Below are 19,177 nucleotides of genomic sequence, written 5' to 3'. Positions count from 1 at the left end.
GGATTCGGACCAGAAATGGGATCAATGCCAGGAGGGTTTAATCCAGGAATGGGAATGGCTCCAATGCCACAGGGATTCGGACCAGAAATGGGATCAATGCCAGGAGGGTTTAATCCAGGAATGGGAACGGCTCCAATGCCACAAGGATACGGACCAGAAATGGGGCAAATGGCAGGAGGGTTTAATCCAGGAATGGAAATGGGACCAATGGCAGGAGGATTTAATCCAGGAATGGGAATGGCTCCAATGCCACAAGGATTTGGTTCAGAAATGGGGCAAATGATGCAATCTCTTTACCCTCAAGGAGTAGGTGGTAATACGCCAATGCCTTACCCAGTAGAAAATACCAGTCAAGCACAAGATGCTCCCTCTTATGAAGCGAGCATCGGGCAGCCAGTAGCTCCAGAAATGACTCCGCCAGTTTACGGACCGGGAGGCAATGCTCCAATATTTAGACCTGCTTATAATCCAAATATGGGGCAGCCGCCATTTATGAATCCATATGGAATTAATCAAGGTACTCCATTTGGAATGCCGAGATACCAAGAGGACGAAAGCAGTGATATATGATTTTTATCATAGAGGGGACGATACTTTTTATTATCGTCTCCTTTCTTTATTAGAAAAAAAAATACCTGCCCCCATTTTAGAAATAAGCAGAATTAGGAAGGAGGTATACTTAGTAAAAACTAGTCAGTTTTGGATAATTTTGAAGGGCTATAATAGTTATCAAAAATTAAAAATTCAAGAGGCTTTTACAAGAGCGTTAAAGCAAGAAGGTTTTGCGGATACGTATCAATTTTATGTATTCGATGATGAACCAATCATCATAGATAAGAAGGTATTTGGCATGATTGAATATATTTCTCCTCATAAAGATTCCTTTACATATAATAGTAAATGGAGTAGGAGGGAAGCGCTTCAATTATTGGAGCATTATTATGCTGTAACAGAACGCCTTGTAGAAATATATAAGTATATTTTGCCTTCCTTTCATTTAATGAAAAAATTAGAACAAAGGCTAGCAGAATTTAAATGTAATAAGCGAATAATCGAGCGCTATCTAAAAAAAGACATGATAGAGGAAATTATCGAATGGGCTGACACCTCATTTAATTACTTAAAAAAACATAAGGAATATCTTCAGACAAAATCAAATGTTATATTGCATGGTGATGTAGCCCATCATAATTTTTTGCGTGACGTTAATAATAAACTATATTTAATTGATTTTGATTTAATTAGTATTGGCCCAAGGGTTGGAGATTATTTGCAGTTCGCTAATCGGATTTTGCCTAATATTGGTTGGTCCATGCAACATTTACAAAAGATGCGCGGGTACTCTGACTATTTTAAGGATGAATGGTTTTTAATTGCCTTAATGTATCCAACAGATATTCTTAGGGAATGGAATAGAATAATCAGGAATAAAGATTTTAATAATGACTTTTTATTAGAGCAAGTCCTTTTATTAACTACAGACCAGTATCAAAAGAGGAAGAAGTTTTATCATAGGCTTCGACAAATCGTACCCATTTAACGTATGAAAACATTATGGCTACACTTTACAGTATGATTCTGCCCAATGAGTAGAAAATAAAAAAGAGCAATGTTTTGCTCTAGAATGAAATAAAGGGGAGAAAACTACTGTGCATAAAACTAAACTAGTTGCTCCAATTCTATTGACATTAAGCTTTGGATTGACAGGCTGTGGTGTGAATGAAGATCAAACGGCAGATCAAAATCGAATTAATAGTGCTCGGCCAATTGGATATTATTCCAATGAACAACATGAAGTAAATAATGATAACCGATATACAACAGACAATGATGGACCAATAACAGAAATTATGGACCATACCTATGGAGATGAAGATAATAGAAATGATGTTGACGTTCAAAACGTTAACAATAGAAATGATATAAAAATTCGAAATGTAAACAATAGAAATGCTACTCGTGACAAAGCAAAAATCGATGACCGAGATGAGCGGGTTTCTTATGACACAGAATTAGCAGAAAAAGTATCAAATGCAGCAGCTAAAATAGAAAATGTTAAAAATGCACGATCTATTGTTTATGGAGATAATGTTTTAGTTGCACTTGAAGTAACAAATACGAAGAATGTGGAAAAGACAAAAGCAAAGGTAAAAGACAAATTAAATGACGCTCTTAACGGAAGAGATATTTCTGTTGTGACAGATAAAGGTATATTTATTAGCATCGAGGAGATAAATCGTTCGATAAGAAATGGTCAGCCACAGCAAACGATTACCAATAATATTGAAAATATTTTTAATGATTTAAATCCGACAACGAGAGATAATAAATAAATAAAAAACTAACTTCGAATTGGTTTGTTCCATTTGAGGTTAGTTTTTTATTATTTGTTCTTTATTGGGAACAATTGGACTAATGGAAAATTTTATCGATTATATAGCAGGAATTATTTGGTCTATTGGAATATTCAATTATAACTTTTCAGAAGTGTGTTCTATATAATGAATTTATTTGTTGAAATGGATTATAAAAAGAGGTATGCTTTATAGTGAAAAAAACATTCGTTATAAAGAATTAGTGGTTTATTAAAAAGTGGCGGAGGGATTCATAGTGAGAGTGTTAATCACAGGTGGACAAGAGAGTGAAATTGGATATGCTTTAATGGAAGAACTTTCAAAAAATCATGTTTATTTTATAGTAGCTGAACAGAAGAGTGAAAATAGCACATTTTCAACTCTAGTCCATGGTGATGTTTACACTTTCTTAAACACGACGCAATTAGCAGACTTACTGATGAAATATCAAATTGATTATGTTATCCATTTATCTAATAATTCAATTACATCGAACAGTATGAAAGATTCATTTGACCATTCAGAAAAGAATATTGCTCATACGATTGAAGTACTTGAAGCATGTGTGCGAGCAAATGTACAGAAAATCATCTTTCCGTCCACTATTGCGGTTTATGGTGAAATAGAAGGAGCTATAACAGAAGATATGATTTTACAACCTGCTCTTTTTGAAGGTCTTTCTAAGAAGATAGAGGAGAAATATATCCAAAATTACCATACGCTTTACGGTCTTTCTTATACGATTTTAAGATTTCCTATTATTTATGGATATTCTATACATAAGCACACAGATAGTATTATTGAATCAACAATTAAAAAAGTGTTAGAAAATCGTCCACCTATCGTTTTTGATGATGGAGAACAGAAGAAACATTTCCTTTACATTAGCGATGCTATTCAAGCAATTATTTCGAGTTTGAAAAATGGGGAGAATGAGGCATTTAATATTTGTCCTCTGGAAAACTATTCTATGAGAGAAGTTGTATCTATTATAGAATCTTCTATAAAAGAAGACTCATGTAATTCTTTGGAAGGAGGAGAGAAAAGTAGAATTTCAACAAGGAAGGCACAACTCCAATTGGGATGGCAATCTGAAGTGCATTTTTCGAAAGGAATTCATTTAGCGATAGAAAATATTAAACAAAATGCGCGAAAGATAAATCGAACATTAAAATAAGATTGCTATGAATTAGGAATGAAATAATTATTTATGGTGAGAATAATAGAGAGTAAGGTTGTTAAAACCAGACTTTAGATTGACAGTAACCTATTTCCTTGGAAATAACGTTGCTGTTTTGAGTAATGTAAAGAGGTGGTTATAATGAAAACCAGAATCCTTTTATTTTCAGCTGTTTTTCTTGTCAGTATTTTAGCAGTCATTTCACCCACTGGACATGTTTATGGAAAGAGTGGAAGTGTACTTTCTTTGAATGAAAATCCTAAAAAATTGGAAGTGGTGTTAAAAAGGATTTATTTAGATGGAGAAGTGAGCGAAGAAACGATAGAAGAAACAGTATGGTCGATGGAAGATTTCTGGTCAAAGTACGATAAATGGCAGTTGGTAGATATGACAAGCAAAGAGCTTGTGTTTAAGCAAGAAGTCGACGATATATCTCCACTGTTAAAAGCAAATGGTTATTTTGGAATAAATGAGGATGGTATTTTAACCATTTATAATGGAAAACCAGCTGAGGAAAATATCATTCAGTCCTTTTTTCAAATTGATCTAAAAAAATTGGAATCGAAGCAGCATCAAAATCTACAAAATGGGATTCCGATTAAATCCAAAGATCGTTATGTAAAAGTACTTGAAACTTTTAAAAACTTTACAACCATTGATGCGCCAAATTAAGAAATAATGCCAGTGAACAGAAGAAACACTTTAAAAAGTGTCAATTCTGATCACTGTTTTTTATTTTATATAGAATATTATGAAAATCATCTATAATAGCAGTTCTATAAAATAGTATGATAAAATAAGCTTTAGGATTTATTCCACACATAACGGGCAATAAGCCCCCACTGATGGAAGTTTTCTTTATAAGGGAGAGAAAGTTAATTTGTATGAATATATAAAAGGAAATGTAGAATTTGTTGGCCCAGAATACATAGTAATTGAAAATAATGAAATTGGTTATCAGATTAAGACGCCTAATCCATTTTCGTTTTCAGCCTTTTCGGGTAGCAAGATTACGGTATATACCTACCATTATGTAAGAGAAGATAATATTAGTTTATACGGTTTTCGTTCTCAAGACGAAAAAGCTTTATTTACAAAGCTTCTTAACGTTTCTGGAATTGGTCCTAAAGGGGCACTCGCTATTCTTGCATCTGGTGAACCAAGTCAAGTGATATCTGCAATTGAAGCGGAAGATGAAGCATTTCTTGTTAAATTCCCAGGAGTAGGGAAGAAAACAGCAAGACAAATGATTTTGGACTTAAAAGGAAAGCTAGCAGATTTTATGCCAGATTTCTCTCCAGATTTATTTACAGTAGAAAAGCATGTAGCGAAAGCAGAAAGTGATTCAGCAATGGATGAAGCGATTCTTGCTTTAACTGCACTTGGATATTCAGAAAAAGAGATAAAAAAAATTATTCCTCATTTAAAAAAGGAACAGTTAACAACAGATGGCTATATCAAGCTAGCATTAAAGCTTCTTTTAAAAAGATAAGAAGTATAAACTTATACGTTAATAGGATGAATGAACAGAATTGATTGAAGTGCATGATGAGAATATCTAAGCGAAAATCAATGACTCTCTTTTGGAAAGGAGTGAATGATATGGATGATCGAATTATTTCAAGTGAAGCAGATACGCAGGATTTATCGTTTGAAAAGAGTCTGCGTCCTATTCAATTGCATGATTATATTGGCCAAGATAAAGTAAAAGAAAATTTAAAAGTGTTTATTGAAGCTGCTAAATATAGAGAAGAAGCTCTTGACCATGTATTGTTATATGGTCCACCTGGCCTTGGAAAGACCACGCTTGCTACAATCATAGCTAATGAAATGGGAGTTAATATTCGGACGACTGCTGGACCAGCAATCGAAAGACCTGGTGATTTAGCAGCGATATTAACTGCTTTAGAGCCAGGAGACGTCCTGTTTATTGATGAGATACATCGTTTGCCACGAGCGATAGAAGAAGTTTTATACCCAGCGATGGAAGATTACTGTTTAGATATTGTCATTGGGAAAGGGCCAAGTGCTCGATCTGTTCGGCTAGATTTACCTCCATTCACCCTTGTTGGTGCCACAACTAGGGCTGGTTCTGTTTCTGCACCGCTAAGAGATCGTTTTGGAGTTTTATCTAGGCTTGAATATTATGAAGTGGAACAGTTGAAGGATATTGTTTCGAGAACAGCAGATGTTCTACAAATTGGGATAGAAGACCTTGCTGCGTGGGAAATTGCAAGAAGATCCCGAGGTACGCCTCGAATTGCCAATCGCCTTTTACGAAGAGTGCGTGATTTTGCACAAGTAAAAGGAGATGGGATGATTACAAAAGAATTAGCGGATAATTCACTCGAGCTTCTTCAGGTGGACCGTTTAGGGTTAGATCATATTGACCATAAATTATTATTAGGGATGATTCATAAATTTAAAGGTGGACCAGTGGGATTAGAAACCATTGCTGCAACTATTGGAGAAGAAGCTCATACGATTGAAGATGTCTATGAACCATATTTGCTTCAGATTGGTTTCTTGCAAAGAACCCCTAGAGGGAGAAGCGTTACCCATCTTGTTTATGAACATTTAAAGATAAAACCAGATTAATGGCAGATTTTAAAACTGGTTTAGAAACGTAAGGAAAAGTAAAAATTAGTAGAACAAGTGAAATAAAGGAAGAGAATGATGAATGAAATTTCCAAGTATCTAATGTACATCGGTGTAATTGTATTTCTTATCGGACTATTCATGCATTTTGTTCCAATAGGAAAGCTTCCTGGTGACATTATGATAAAAAAAGAACACTCGACTTTTTATTTTCCGATTACAACCTGTATTGTAATTAGTATTGTTTTATCGTTGGTATTTTATTTTGTAGGGAAGTTTCGTTAACATTTTGATTGTATGAAAGAGAGAATAGGTGACAGACATGAAAGTAGATTTATTTGATTTTCATTTACCAGAAGAATTAATTGCGCAAACTCCTTTAGAGGATCGCACAAGTAGTAGATTGATGGTTGTTAATAAAGAAACTGGTGATTTAGAGCATCGTAAATTTAAAGATATATATGAGTATATTAATCCAGGAGATTGCCTAGTACTAAATGATACAAGAGTATTACCAGCAAGATTACATGGAGAGAAAGAAGATACTGGAGCACATATCGAGGTTCTTTTGTTGAAACAACAAGAGAACGACAAATGGGAGACACTTGTTAAGCCTGCGAAAAGGGTAAAAGAAGGTACCGTTATTTCTTTTGGAGAGGGAAAATTAAAAGCGGTTTGTGTAAAAGAATTGGATCATGGTGGGCGTATTCTTGATTTTCAATACGATGGGATATTTTATGAGATTTTAGATCAACTTGGCGAGATGCCATTACCACCTTATATAAAAGAAAAACTAGACGATCAAGATCGTTATCAAACCGTTTATGCAAAGGAAAGAGGCTCTGCTGCAGCGCCCACAGCTGGTCTGCATTTTACAAATGAATTGCTAGAAGCATTAAAAGAAAAGGGAGTACACATTGCTTTTATTACCCTTCATGTTGGTCTTGGTACCTTCCGTCCAGTTAGTGTTGACGATATAGATAAACATGAGATGCACGCCGAATTCTACCAGCTTAATGAAGAAACGGCTGTATTATTAAATAAAGTGAGAGCAGAAGGTGGACGTATTCTTTCAGTAGGAACGACATCTACTAGAACACTTGAAACCATTGCAGCTGCAAATAATGGGGAATTTGTAGAGAGTAGTGGGTGGACGAGCATTTTTATTTATCCTGGCTATGAGTTTAAAGGAATTGATGGAATGATTACGAATTTCCATTTGCCGAAATCAACCTTAATTATGTTAGTTAGTGCCTTAGCAGGAAGAGAAAATATACTGCATGCCTATGAAACAGCAGTAAAAGAACGATATCGGTTCTTTAGTTTTGGAGATGCAATGTTTATACAATAGGTAGAAGAATATTTGGTTCACGAATTGCTTGAGTTTCGTGGTGATATTCATTAGAATATATAGTTGATTCTAAAGCTTTTGATTAAAAAACATCATTAAGCTAAAAACTGTAAGTAGATGATGAATCTATGGAAGTTTCACTTTATATGAAGGAGAAAATACTTTGACAGCAATACGTTATGAATTTATAAAAACTTGTAAGCAAACAGGTGCTAGATTGGGCATTGTACATACACCACATGGATCATTTGAGACGCCTGCTTTTATGCCGGTTGGAACGTTAGCAACAGTGAAAACAATGGCGCCAGAAGATTTGAAATCAATGGGTGCAAATATTATTTTAAGTAATACGTATCATTTATGGCTGAGACCAGGTCATGAAATTGTGAAAGAAGCTGGTGGGCTTCATAAATTCATGAATTGGGATAAGGCAATATTAACGGATTCTGGTGGGTTTCAAGTCTTTAGTTTAAGTGATTTCCGAAAAATTGAAGAAGAAGGAGTACACTTTAGAAATCATTTAAATGGTGATAAATTATTCCTTTCTCCTGAAAAGGCAATGGAAATCCAAAATGCACTAGGATCGGATATTATGATGGCGTTTGATGAGTGCCCGCCATATCCAGCGGAATATGATTATATGAAGAAATCGGTTGAGCGAACTTCTCGATGGGCAGAGCGTTGTTTAAAGGCACATAATCGTCCTGAAGATCAAGGATTATTCGGTATTATTCAAGGTGGAGAATATGAGGAACTTCGCAAACAAAGCGCAAGAGATCTAGTTTCTTTAGATTTACCTGGGTATGCAGTTGGTGGATTATCTGTAGGTGAGCCTAAAGACGTTATGAATCGTGTGCTTGAATTTACTACACCTCTAATGCCAGATAACAAGCCGCGTTATTTAATGGGGGTAGGTTCACCGGATTCTTTAATTGATGGCGCTATCCGCGGGATTGATATGTTTGACTGTGTATTGCCAACGAGAATCGCAAGAAATGGTACAGTGATGACAAGTGAAGGACGTCTTGTCGTTAAAAACGCTAAATATGCAAGAGATTTTGGTCCTTTAGATCCAGAATGTGATTGCTATACTTGTAAAAATTATAGCCGTGCTTATATTCGTCATCTTATTCGATGTGACGAAACATTCGGAATAAGGCTTACATCTTACCATAATCTATATTTTCTGTTAAACTTAATGGAGAATGTCCGAGATGCGATCAGAAATGACCGTTTAGGAGATTTCAAAGAAGAGTTTTTCGAACGTTATGGATTTAATAAACCGAACGCTAAAAACTTTTAATAGAGAACTTGAAAGGAGGGGAAATATAAATGGCACAACTTGCAAGTTTATTACCGTTTATTTTAATGTTTGTATTATTCTATTTCTTGCTAATTCGTCCACAGCAAAAGCGTCAAAGATCTGTACGTGATATGCAGAGCAGCTTGAAAAAAGGGGACAAGATTGTCACGATTGGTGGTCTTCATGCTACAATCGATGCAATTGATGAAGGTACAGTAGTATTAAAAGTAAAAGATGGCTCACGTCTAACATTTGAGCGCAATGCAATTCGTGAAGTAGTGGAATCTTCCGCTGCAGTAGCTAGCCCAACATTAGACAAAGTAGAAGAATAAGAGCAAAAAAGTGCAGTCTTACAAGCTAAGAGTGCACTTTTTTATTAGGTAAGAAAGTAAAAGTTTTCATTAATTATTTTTTGAAAGATTTACTCCCAAAATTCCGCCCATCATACAAATAAGCGTGTAACATACATGATAAATCGTTTGTTCCATCGTAAATAGCTGGTCTGAACCTAAAAAAGAAAATAAAAAAATGATGATGGAATAGATTAGCCCAGTGAGTCCCCCTAGAAACCAACCCTTCTCCTTCCCTTTTCCCCCAGAAATAAAACCACCTGCAAACAAAGTAATAAAGGATACGGCTGTAATGATATATTGCAGAGATGATTCTTGAATAGATGTAAATCTTAATAATAGGGAAAAGAACAAACTGCTAGTTATTAACATAATGAAAATGGCAATTAAACCGTATAAAACAGAACTGCCAACATGTTTACTTTCTTCGATTGTAAACCTCTCCTTTCATCGCGTCTAAAATCTTCTATAAAAGTATTCTAGTACAAGCATATTCAGCACATGAGAAAATAGAATTAAAAAATGTTTGAAAATATTTTTGTTCCAAAAATAGGAAAAATAAAAAGTTCGCTCTTTTAAGCAAAAAAATGTTTGTAGGGAGCAAAGATTTTATCTAGAGCTCTGGTAAGAATCTTTGATTTTTTCTTCCTCGTATTATTTCTTCTATATGGAGCAGATTAATAGGGACATATTTGATCGGAGGAGATAATGTGGAACAATATTTGATCATTTTGTTTAGAACGATTTTAATATATGGGCTAATCGTTCTGATTTTTCGATTGATGGGTAAAAGAGAAATTGGGGAATTAAGTATATTAGACTTAGTTGTATTCATCATGATTGCTGAAATTGCTGTTGTTGCAATAGAAGATTATCGAGACCCCATTTTACCAACTCTATTACCAATGTTTATTCTTCTAACTATCCAAGTGCTTCTAGCCTTATTATCCTTGAAAAGCAAAAAAATGCGTGATTTTATTGAGGGAGATCCAACTTTTATAATTAAAAATGGAGAAATTGACGAAGTAGCGATGAAAAGTCAGCGGTACAATTATGATGACTTGCTAATTCAGCTTAGAGAAAAAAATATCCGGAATATTGCAGATGTAGAGTTTGCTATCTTGGAAACTTCAGGGAAATTATCTGTGTTTGAAAAAGAAACAGACAAATCCTCCATTACGCTCCCGCTAATTATGGATGGGATTATTCAAGAAAGTAATTTGGCTAAAATTAGTAAGACTAATTTATGGCTTAGGCAGCAGTTAAAAGAAAAAGGCTATACAAATATTAAAAATATATCCTTTTGTAGCTATCAAGATGGGGAATTTTATATTGATTTGATTGATCAATAAAGCAGATAGCAGCATCTTGAATGTTAACATGTCATTGAACAGTACAAGCAATCAGTGGTATTTTTCATTTTCCACTGATTGCAAGTAAAATGAATAACACTTTCGAAAACTATTTAAGAGAAAAAACGTCCTATCCAGGGGATTTTTGCTAAATCTTTTTTATTCATCAAACGGAATAGGAAAAGTAATAGTACATAAAAGATACAGATAATACTTGTAATACTAATTAATTGCAAGAGAATCGAAGGAAACACAATAATTTTAACTAAAAGGGTTCCAAGATATGCTGTAAGCGAGATGGTAAGTAACATTTTAAGATAATCTTTTATGATAATTGAAAAGCTAATTGTTTTTAATATCGTTGCAAAATGAAGCAAGGTTACTAAAACAAATCCAACAATTAATGCAATAGCTACTCCATATATCCCGAATTCTGGTCGACTTGCGAGAATAAAAATCAACGCTGTTTTTACCCCTGCACCAATAAAACTATTAATCATCGCTGCACGGGCAAAATTTAATGCTTGTAAAGCAGCTTGGAGTGGGCCTTGATAATAATTGAGAATAAAGAAAGGAGCCATTATTTGAATGAAAGTGGTTCCTCTTGTACTTCCATACATAATGGTCATTAAGGGCTCTGCCAATACATAGAGCACAACAATAGCAAGTCCTCCTGTCATGAAGGTGAATTTAAGGGCTTGCTGTAATAAGTGTTCAATCAGTTTTAATTGATTATTTGCCTTTGCTTCACTAATAGCAGGAACAAGAGAAGTTGATAGTGATTGGGTAAAGAAGGATGGCAACATCAAAAGTGGAAGAGCGAATCCTGTTAATACCCCGTATTGCTTTGTTGCATTGATGGCAGATAGACCTGCTATCGATAAACTGTGGGCAACAACAATTGGTTCAATAAACCATGCAAAACTTCCGATCATTCGACTGCCTGTTGTTGGCAATGCAATAGTCATTAGCTCTTGAAAAGTATTTTTCCCGTTATGTACATATTGAAAGAACTTTTTCCGTAAATGAAATGTTTTTTTCCATTTAAACGATGCTACTAAATAAAATAAAGAAGCTAGTTCTCCTAGAACGGAGGCTAACATTGCACCTGCAGCAGCATATTCGACTCCAAGTGGTAAAAAAGCTTTTGTCAATGTCGCAATTAAAGCAATGCGAATAACTTGTTCAATCACTTGGGAGGTCGCTGCTGGCCTCATATTTTGTCTTCCTTGAAAATAACCTCTTAATACAGAAGATACAGCGATAATGGGGATAATTGGTGTTATCGCAAGAAGTGGTAAAAGTGTTCGTTCATCTGTAAATAGTGTTTGAGAAAGATAAGGTGCTAAAAGAAATAAAGCTGGTGTAAATAAGAGTGTTAAGCCTAATGTAACGCTTAATGAAACAATTAATATGCTCTTCACTTTGCGTAAATTTCCTTCAGCCTCGGCTTCTGCTACATTTTTAGAGATGGCAACAGGGAGTCCAAGTTGTGTGATGGTCACAACTAAAATCATTGTTGGATAAACCATCATATAGAGCCCAACTCCATCATCACCAATAAAACGTGCGATAACGATTCGATTTATAAATCCTAATACTCTTGTAATAAATCCAGCTATAAGTAAAATCATTGTTCCTTTTAAAAACTTAGACATTCTTTTCCCTGCCTTCTCAAATAGCGAATAATACTATACAATTATCTATATGCAACAATGTGGACAAAGCATGACAAGGTTTTTTAAAAGTACACGTGTTGATTGAAAAGAGGATATTTTAGAAAGAGCCTGTTTCAAAAAATAGTTGCTTTGATAAAAGAGATTGCTCATGATGATTATAGGTAAACATAAAATGACTGTAATGGAGTGAATATTAATGTCGTCAACACACATATATGACCAATTTCGTTCACAAGTAAAGCCTGTATTAAATAGTAAGATTGAAGAGTTTCATTTACTTGGTTATGAGACCATTAAGGAAGCCGAACTATGGGAGTTTCTAACAAAGAAAAAATGGAAAAAACCATCGGATGCTATAAGAATTGCAGAATTAGTACAGGATATACTGAATGTAAAGATAGCAGATTACATGAACTATGCCACTATTGAGGCATATAAAACAGCAGACTTTTTTTCGGCTCTATCAGAGGAAGAAAAAAAAGAATTATTGAAATAAAAGAAACTTTCAATTAGGGGTAAGAAATAAAGCTTCCTACTATTCTTTTTTAGCTAGTTTAGAACGGTTTTGGTATTGTGAAAGAAGAATGAATCAAAAGACGTTAATTTTATGTGACAAGTAGAATAATTTTACTAGTATATTTTTCTTATACAAATTGACAGTGGTGATAAACTGTTCCATAATGAGTTTATTCTAATAATTTAAGGTGCTAGTTGGTTAAGTTACTTGAAAGAAGTGACCCATGAGAAAATAGAATAACGCCTGATTGAAAGGTTCATATTAAAAGATGACATAATTTATTTTTTGCCAAACAAAAGATGAATAATGGCTAGTATACCTGTTTCATAAATGGGGAAGTTTCTGCTTTGTATTACATGAGGAGGATTAATACATAATGGTTAAACGTAGTAGAATTGTTGCTTTTTTGTTAATCATTGTCTTGGCGGCAGGATTAATGGGAGGAACAACCAATAAGATTTTAGACGAGATTAAGCTAGGATTAGATCTACAAGGTGGATTTGAAGTTCTTTATAAAGTGGAACCACTGGAAAAAGGAAAAGGGAAAATTGATGAATCGGCATTAAAAAGTACAGCCCAAGCTCTCGATAAAAGGATTAACGTTTTAGGAGTAAGCGAACCGGTTATTCAAATTGAAGGGAAAGATCGAATAAGAGTTCAACTGGCTGGTATTACAGACCAAAATGAAGCGAGAGAAATGCTTTCAACTGAAGCAAATTTAACATTTAGAGATATTGAAGATAAGAAATTACTAGATGGCTCTGATTTAGTGCAAGGGGGAGCTAGCCAAGAATTTGATCAGTATGGCAAGCCTAGTGTTTCTTTGAAACTTAAAGATGCAAATAAGTTTAAAGAGGTAACTGAATCTGTTTTAGGAAGTCCATTGGTAATCTGGCTAGATTTCGAAGAAGGAGATTCTTATAGTGCAGAAGCAGCTAAGGAAGAACCTAAATATCTATCAGCGCCGATGGTAAGTGAAGTCATTAATTCCGATACCGTTTCTATAACGGGTAATTTTACAGTCGAAGAGGCGACTAGATTAGCGGAATTATTAAATGCAGGTGCATTGCCGGTGAAGCTAACCGAACAATATTCAACTAGTGTTGGAGCGCAGTTTGGGGATCAAGCATTAAAAGATACAGTTAAAGCTGGTATTATTGGCGTTGGTTTAGTATTTTTATTCATGATTTTGTATTACCGTCTACCAGGATTAGTAGCTGTCATTACATTATCTATCTATGTTTATTTAAATCTGCTCGTTCTGGATTTAATGAATGGTGTACTGACACTACCTGGAATTGCAGCACTCATTCTCGGTGTAGGGATGGCTGTTGATGCAAACATCATTACCTATGAGAGAATTAAGGACGAATTGAAAGTAGGAAAGTCATTGCGGGCTGCTTTCCAAGCAGGTAATAAAAATTCCATTGGAACCATTTTTGATGCAAACTTAACTACAATCATAGCTTCTGTTGTTTTATTTGTTTATGGTACAAGTTCCGTAAAAGGTTTTGCTACCCTATTAATTGTCAGTATCTTAGTAAGTTTTATTACAGCCGTCTATGGTTCTAGACTATTACTTAGTTTATTAGTTAAAAGTAAATTGTTTGATAAAAAAATTACGTGGTTTGGTGTCAATCGGAAAGATATAAAACATATTAGTGAAAACTATGATACTTTAACATTGCCAACTAAATTTGATCGTCTTGATTTTGTGAAATATAAAAATGTGTTCTTCACAATCTCTAGTATTTTAATTGTTGCAGGGATTGTCATTATGTTTATTTTCAAATTGAATCTGGGTATCGATTTTACAAGCGGATCTCGTATTGAAGTAATGGCAGATAAAACATTAACTACTGCTGAAGTGAAAAAGGAATTGGATAAGCTAGATGTAGTGGCAGATGATATAATTATTTCAGGCGAAAAACAGGAGATTGCTGCTATTCGTATTAAAGGGGATTTAAGTCAAGAGAAAATTAATACGATTAAATCAGATTTAAAAGAGGCATATGGACATGACCCAAGCGTTAGCAGTGTATCACCAACTGTTGGTAAAGAATTAGCTAAAAATGCTTTTTATGCGATAATATTTGCTTCTATTGGCATTATTCTTTACGTAACGATTCGTTTTGAAATATATATGGCAATTGCAGCGGTATTAGCGTTACTTCATGATGCATTCTTTATTGTAGTGGTTTTTAGCATTACACGATTAGAAGTAGATATTACCTTTATTGCAGCAGTGTTAACGATTGTGGGTTATTCGATTAATGATACGATTGTGACATTTGATCGTATTAGAGAAAATCTTGCGAAGAAAAGACGTATTAAAACACCGCAAGAAATTAAAGATATTATCAATACAAGTATCAGACAGACATTTGCTCGCTCAATCAATACAGTGGTAACGGTTATCATTTGTGTAGTTGCTCTATTAGTTTTTGGTAGCAGTGCAATTACCAATTTCTCGGTAGCATTATTAATTGGTTTAATTGGCGGAGCATATTCTTCTATCTTTATTGCATCACAGCTATGGTATGTATGGAAGAAGAAAGAATTAAAGAGAAAAGGTGTCTTAGTTACTTATAAAGAGAAACGTCCAAATACAGACGAACCTCAAGTGTAATAGACAGAATGAGAGCCAGTCTCCTTATGAATAGAGGAGACTGGCTTTTTTAATTGGCTATTCAGAAATGGGTAGTATTTTTTAGAATTAATTCTTTCTATTCGCCTTCGTTTATATTTAGTGAGAAAAAGGAAATTAGGGAATAATAGTGTAAGAAATAAAAAGGGGGGAAGCAATTGAAGATTCAATGGAGTATGCTTTTAGGAATTATCTTCGCATTAATTGTGGCGGTATTTGCAGTCATTAATGTGGAGTCCGTATCTGTTAATTATTTATTTGGGGTAGGACAATGGCCACTTATTTTAGTTATTTTAATTTCCGTTCTTATTGGTGGGCTGATTATTGGTTCTGCTGGAATAATCCGTATTTATTCATTGCAAAGAAAGATCAAAATATTAGAGAAAGAAAAAAGAGAACTAGAAGAAAAAAATAGCAGTAAAAGGGTGGATTCGAAGGTTCGCACTGATTCAAAATAAAAAAGGATGCCTGTTAATAGAAGATTCATTGGTAATTACATTGAATCTTCCATTCAGGTATCTTTTTGTATGCGAAAATATCCTTATAATATTTAGAGTATTTATAAAAATGAACGTAATGCTTTTCCATTCATCTTGCATTGAAACGACTTCTTTAACCTTGTATAATAGTTAGATTGAGGTGATGAAATGTTACGTTCTAAAAAAAGATGGATGGAAGAAGAAATCCCACATAAAGAAAAGGCTTCTGTATTAGCAGAAGAATTAAAAATAGCACCACTTGTTGCCTCTCTATTACTTAGAAGAGGGTATTATACATTAGAAGAAGCAAAAGCATTTTTATTTGATAATAAGGATGAATTTCATGATCCGTTTTTACTATTAGGAATGGATGTAGCGGTTGAACGAATACAAAGAGCAATTGCAAATAATGAATCCATTTTAATATTTGGTGATTATGACGCGGATGGAGTAACTAGTACAACTGTAATGATGAAGACGTTAGAGGATCTTGGCGCGAAAGTGCAATTTTATATTCCGAACCGCTTTACAGAAGGATATGGGCCAAATGAAGGTGCGTTTCGCTATGCAAAAAGCATTGGTGTCCAATTAATTATTACGGTTGATACAGGAATTGCAGCTGTTCATGAAGCACAAGTGGCAAAAGAATTGGAGATAGACTTAATCATTACAGATCACCATGAGCCAGGGCCAATATTACCAGAAGCACTAGCAATTATTCACCCAAAAATAGAAGGAAGCAATTATCCTTTTCGCGACTTAGCAGGGGTTGGTGTTTCTTTCAAGTTGTCTCACGCCCTGCTTGGCGGCGCTCCACTCCACTTATTGCCCTTTGTTGCAATCGGAACAATTGCTGACCTTGTTTCCTTAACTGGAGAGAATCGCTTTCTTGCGAAAAAAGGCATCATGGCGTTACAAGAAACTAATAATATCGGTTTAAATGCATTATATCGCCAAATGAATGTTGATAAAAATACAATTAATGAAGAAACAATTGGATTTATGCTCGCACCAAGAATTAATGCAATCGGAAGACTTGGTAGTGCAGATCCAGCTGTGGAACTAATGCTGACAGATGATCCAGATCTAGCAAAAGAACTCGCACTAGAAATGGAAGAAACGAATAAAGAAAGACAGGCAATTGTAAATCAAATAACAGAGGAAGCTATCGAACAAGTGGAGAAACATTACCCATTAACGGAAAATAACGTTCTCATTGTGGGGAAAGAAGGCTGGAATTCGGGAGTAGTGGGAATAGTTGCTTCAAGATTGGTGGAGAAATACTACCGTCCTACAATTGTATTAAGCTTTGACTATGAAAAGGGAATCGCAAAAGGATCGGCTCGTAGTATTGAAGGATTTGATTTGTTTCAAAATTTATCAACATGTAGAGATATCCTGCCCCATTTTGGTGGACATCCTATGGCAGCAGGAATGTCCTTGAAAATAGAAGATGTAGAAGTACTAAGAAATAGCTTAAATAAATTAGCCTATGAGCAATTGACACAAGAAGACCTCGTGCCTTTAACAAAGGTGGATGGCAGCTTTTCTATAAAGGAAATTTCCATTAAATCGATAGAGGACATGCAAATGCTTGCTCCATTTGGGGTTGATAACCCAAAGCCAAAGTTGATATTTCGTGATCTAGAAGTAGAGAATATGAGGAAAATAGGTTCAAATCAAAACCATTTAAAGATTATATTAAAACAAGATGAAGCTGATTTAGATGGAATAGGCTTTGGAATCGGAAACTTATGTGATCATATATCTCCTAGTGCAAAGGTATCAGTCCTTGGAGAGCTTTCGATAAATGAATGGAATAATCGGAAAAAGCCACAAATCTTTATTCAAGATATTGAGGTTTCTCATTGGCAGCTATTTGACTATAGAAGTCTGAGAAAAGTAGATCATTTATATGAAACAGTACCGAAAGATGCTCATTGGATCTTTTTTCATCAAGATTCTGTTCCAAAAGGCATGGAACAGCGGGTCTCCTTCCAAGTAATTGAATCAATAGAGGAAGCAGCATTTCTTACATCAATAGATAAGTCTATTGTCCTAGCAGATTATCCACCGAATTTGGATATGTTAAAAACATTGCTGTCTAACAATCAACCTGCGAGAATCTATGCAGTATTTTATAAACAAGAAAGTGATTTTTTTAGTACGATGCCTACTCGAGACCATTTTAAATGGTTCTATGCATTTTTGGCAAAACAAGGAACGTTTCACCTCGAAAAATTCGGTGGCGAGCTCGCCAGAAGAAAAGGTTGGAGTAAAGAAACGGTAGATTTTATGTCAAAGGTGTTTTTTGAATTAAATTTTGTTACAATGAAGGATGGATTTATTTCATTGAATAAGAATGTACCGAAAAGAGATTTAGCGGAATCTGTCTCTTTTCAACAAAAACAGGCGCAATTTGAGCTGGAAAATGAATTGATATATTCATCTTATGATCAACTTAAAGATTGGTTTGATCTTATTCTTAAAAAATCCGTTAATAATGAGGAGGAAGTAAGAGAATGGATTTAAAACAATATGTTACTATCGTTGAAGATTGGCCAAAAGAAGGGATCAGATTCAAGGATATTACCACATTAATGGATAATGGTGATGCATATAGATATGCAACGGACCAAATAGTAGAATATGCTAAAGAAAAAGAAATTGATATTGTAGTAGGACCAGAAGCGAGAGGGTTTATCATTGGTTGTCCTGTTGCTTATTCCCTTGGGGTAGGTTTTGCGCCAGTTCGTAAAGAAGGAAAACTGCCAAGAGAAACGATTAAAGTAGAATATGGATTAGAGTATGGAAAAGATGTATTAACAATCCATAAGGATGCAATTAAACCAGGCCAGCGTGTGTTAATCACAGATGATTTATTAGCGACTGGGGGAACAATCGAGGCAACAATTAAATTAGTGGAAGAGCTTGGTGGTATTGTTGCTGGAATCGCATTTCTAATTGAATTATCTTATCTTGAAGGTCGTAAAAATTTAGATGGATATGATGTTTTAACATTAATGGAATATTAATCCATAGAGGTATGGATGTTAGTGTGAAAATTTTTTAAGGGGCGCTTATTAAGAGCGCTCTTTTTTCATAAACTAGGTTTGTTTCCGTATAGTTTGTTGCTTAAAGTAGGCAACCTGAATACTTCACTTCGATTTCCAAAGACAGCACTTTACTTTTTTGGTATCAATCGCCTTATCTTCTCGCAAATTCACAACTAGCTTTTTGACATTGCCTAAAATAAAAATGGAAAAAAGGGAGAAAATCTACTGTGTTTTTATGGAAATCGCCTTCATTCGACATTTTTCTATGTTTCCACATAAAATTTACTTCCAATCCCTTTACAATCTTCCTT

Annotated in this window: 18 protein-coding genes and 1 pseudogene; 17 read left to right on the top strand and 2 right to left on the bottom strand. The window is 34.6% G+C overall.

The window, feature by feature from the left end; translation table 11 throughout:
• The 11 genes and pseudogenes from RTL21_RS03700 to yajC form a co-directional block, all read left to right on the top strand.
• Positions 1-570 (top strand): annotated as a pseudogene (locus RTL21_RS03700) (hypothetical protein); the annotation flags it as partial.
• Complete coding sequence (locus RTL21_RS03695; RefSeq protein ID WP_312093431.1) at positions 560-1,540, top strand: phosphotransferase; 981 nt, start codon at positions 560-562, stop codon at positions 1,538-1,540. The pseudogene RTL21_RS03700 and the gene RTL21_RS03695, both read left to right, overlap by 11 nt.
• Before the next feature lie 109 nt (positions 1,541-1,649).
• Complete coding sequence (locus RTL21_RS03690) at positions 1,650-2,333, top strand: YhcN/YlaJ family sporulation lipoprotein (protein ID WP_312093429.1); 684 nt, start codon at positions 1,650-1,652, stop codon at positions 2,331-2,333.
• 277 nt (positions 2,334-2,610) lie between these two features.
• Positions 2,611-3,531, top strand: a complete 921-nt coding sequence (locus RTL21_RS03685; RefSeq protein WP_312093427.1) for an NAD-dependent epimerase/dehydratase family protein — start codon at positions 2,611-2,613, stop codon at positions 3,529-3,531.
• A gap of 144 nt (positions 3,532-3,675) precedes the next feature.
• Positions 3,676-4,206, top strand: coding sequence for a BofC C-terminal domain-containing protein (locus RTL21_RS03680; protein WP_312093425.1), 531 nt, complete (start codon positions 3,676-3,678; stop codon positions 4,204-4,206).
• A 208-nt stretch (positions 4,207-4,414) separates the two neighbouring features.
• Positions 4,415-5,026 carry a Holliday junction branch migration protein RuvA gene (ruvA, locus tag RTL21_RS03675; RefSeq protein ID WP_312093423.1) on the top strand — a complete coding sequence of 204 codons (612 nt, stop codon included), beginning with the start codon at positions 4,415-4,417 and terminating at the stop codon, positions 5,024-5,026.
• Between the two features lie 110 nt (positions 5,027-5,136).
• Positions 5,137-6,132 (top strand): Holliday junction branch migration DNA helicase RuvB, encoded by a 996-nt coding sequence (gene ruvB / locus RTL21_RS03670; protein WP_312093421.1) that lies wholly within the window; start codon positions 5,137-5,139, stop codon positions 6,130-6,132.
• A gap of 78 nt (positions 6,133-6,210) precedes the next feature.
• Positions 6,211-6,417 (top strand): DUF2905 domain-containing protein, encoded by a 207-nt coding sequence (locus RTL21_RS03665; RefSeq protein ID WP_312093449.1) that lies wholly within the window; start codon positions 6,211-6,213, stop codon positions 6,415-6,417.
• 37 nt (positions 6,418-6,454) lie between these two features.
• On the top strand, positions 6,455-7,483 hold the full coding sequence (queA, locus tag RTL21_RS03660) for a tRNA preQ1(34) S-adenosylmethionine ribosyltransferase-isomerase QueA (protein WP_312093447.1): 1,029 nt from the start codon (positions 6,455-6,457) through the stop codon (positions 7,481-7,483).
• A gap of 163 nt (positions 7,484-7,646) precedes the next feature.
• Complete coding sequence (gene tgt / locus RTL21_RS03655; RefSeq protein WP_312093419.1) at positions 7,647-8,786, top strand: tRNA guanosine(34) transglycosylase Tgt; 1,140 nt, start codon at positions 7,647-7,649, stop codon at positions 8,784-8,786.
• 29 nt (positions 8,787-8,815) lie between these two features.
• Complete coding sequence (gene yajC, locus RTL21_RS03650; RefSeq protein ID WP_312093417.1) at positions 8,816-9,118, top strand: preprotein translocase subunit YajC; 303 nt, start codon at positions 8,816-8,818, stop codon at positions 9,116-9,118.
• 69 nt (positions 9,119-9,187) lie between these two features.
• On the opposite strand, the gene RTL21_RS03645 is transcribed toward yajC, so the two are convergent.
• A complete protein-coding gene (locus RTL21_RS03645; RefSeq protein WP_312093445.1) occupies positions 9,188-9,568 on the bottom strand; it encodes a TIGR04086 family membrane protein in 381 nt (126 codons plus the stop codon).
• Between the two features lie 278 nt (positions 9,569-9,846).
• Between RTL21_RS03645 and RTL21_RS03640 the strand changes: the two genes are divergently transcribed.
• Positions 9,847-10,488, top strand: a complete 642-nt coding sequence (locus RTL21_RS03640; RefSeq protein WP_312093415.1) for a DUF421 domain-containing protein — start codon at positions 9,847-9,849, stop codon at positions 10,486-10,488.
• Positions 10,489-10,601: 113 nt separating this feature from the next.
• Here RTL21_RS03640 and spoVB read toward each other — a convergent pair whose 3' ends face one another.
• Complete coding sequence (gene spoVB / locus RTL21_RS03635) at positions 10,602-12,146, bottom strand: stage V sporulation protein B (RefSeq protein ID WP_312093413.1); 1,545 nt, start codon at positions 12,144-12,146, stop codon at positions 10,602-10,604.
• A 217-nt stretch (positions 12,147-12,363) separates the two neighbouring features.
• On the opposite strand from spoVB, the gene RTL21_RS03630 reads away from it, so the two are divergent.
• The 5 genes from RTL21_RS03630 to RTL21_RS03610 all read left to right on the top strand — a co-directional run bounded on the left by RTL21_RS03630 (position 12,364) and on the right by RTL21_RS03610 (position 18,845).
• A complete protein-coding gene (locus RTL21_RS03630) occupies positions 12,364-12,663 on the top strand; it encodes a post-transcriptional regulator (protein WP_312093411.1) in 300 nt (99 codons plus the stop codon).
• Positions 12,664-13,060: 397 nt separating this feature from the next.
• Positions 13,061-15,313 (top strand): protein translocase subunit SecDF, encoded by a 2,253-nt coding sequence (secDF, locus tag RTL21_RS03625; RefSeq protein WP_312093409.1) that lies wholly within the window; start codon positions 13,061-13,063, stop codon positions 15,311-15,313.
• Positions 15,314-15,489: 176 nt separating this feature from the next.
• Entirely contained in the window at positions 15,490-15,789 is a 300-nt protein-coding gene (locus RTL21_RS03620) for a LapA family protein (protein ID WP_312093407.1), read from the top strand.
• Between the two features lie 189 nt (positions 15,790-15,978).
• Complete coding sequence (recJ, locus tag RTL21_RS03615; RefSeq protein WP_312093405.1) at positions 15,979-18,342, top strand: single-stranded-DNA-specific exonuclease RecJ; 2,364 nt, start codon at positions 15,979-15,981, stop codon at positions 18,340-18,342.
• On the top strand, positions 18,333-18,845 hold the full coding sequence (locus RTL21_RS03610; RefSeq protein WP_312093403.1) for an adenine phosphoribosyltransferase: 513 nt from the start codon (positions 18,333-18,335) through the stop codon (positions 18,843-18,845). Before recJ ends, RTL21_RS03610 begins: the two co-directional genes overlap by 10 nt.
• Positions 18,846-19,177: the final 332 nt, after the last annotated feature.

This window comes from Niallia sp. (genome assembly GCF_031978665.1).
Lineage (GTDB): Bacteria > Bacillota > Bacilli > Bacillales > Cytobacillaceae > Niallia.
Note: the sequence above shows the minus strand (reverse complement) of the source record. Positions and strands in the feature narration are given on the sequence as shown.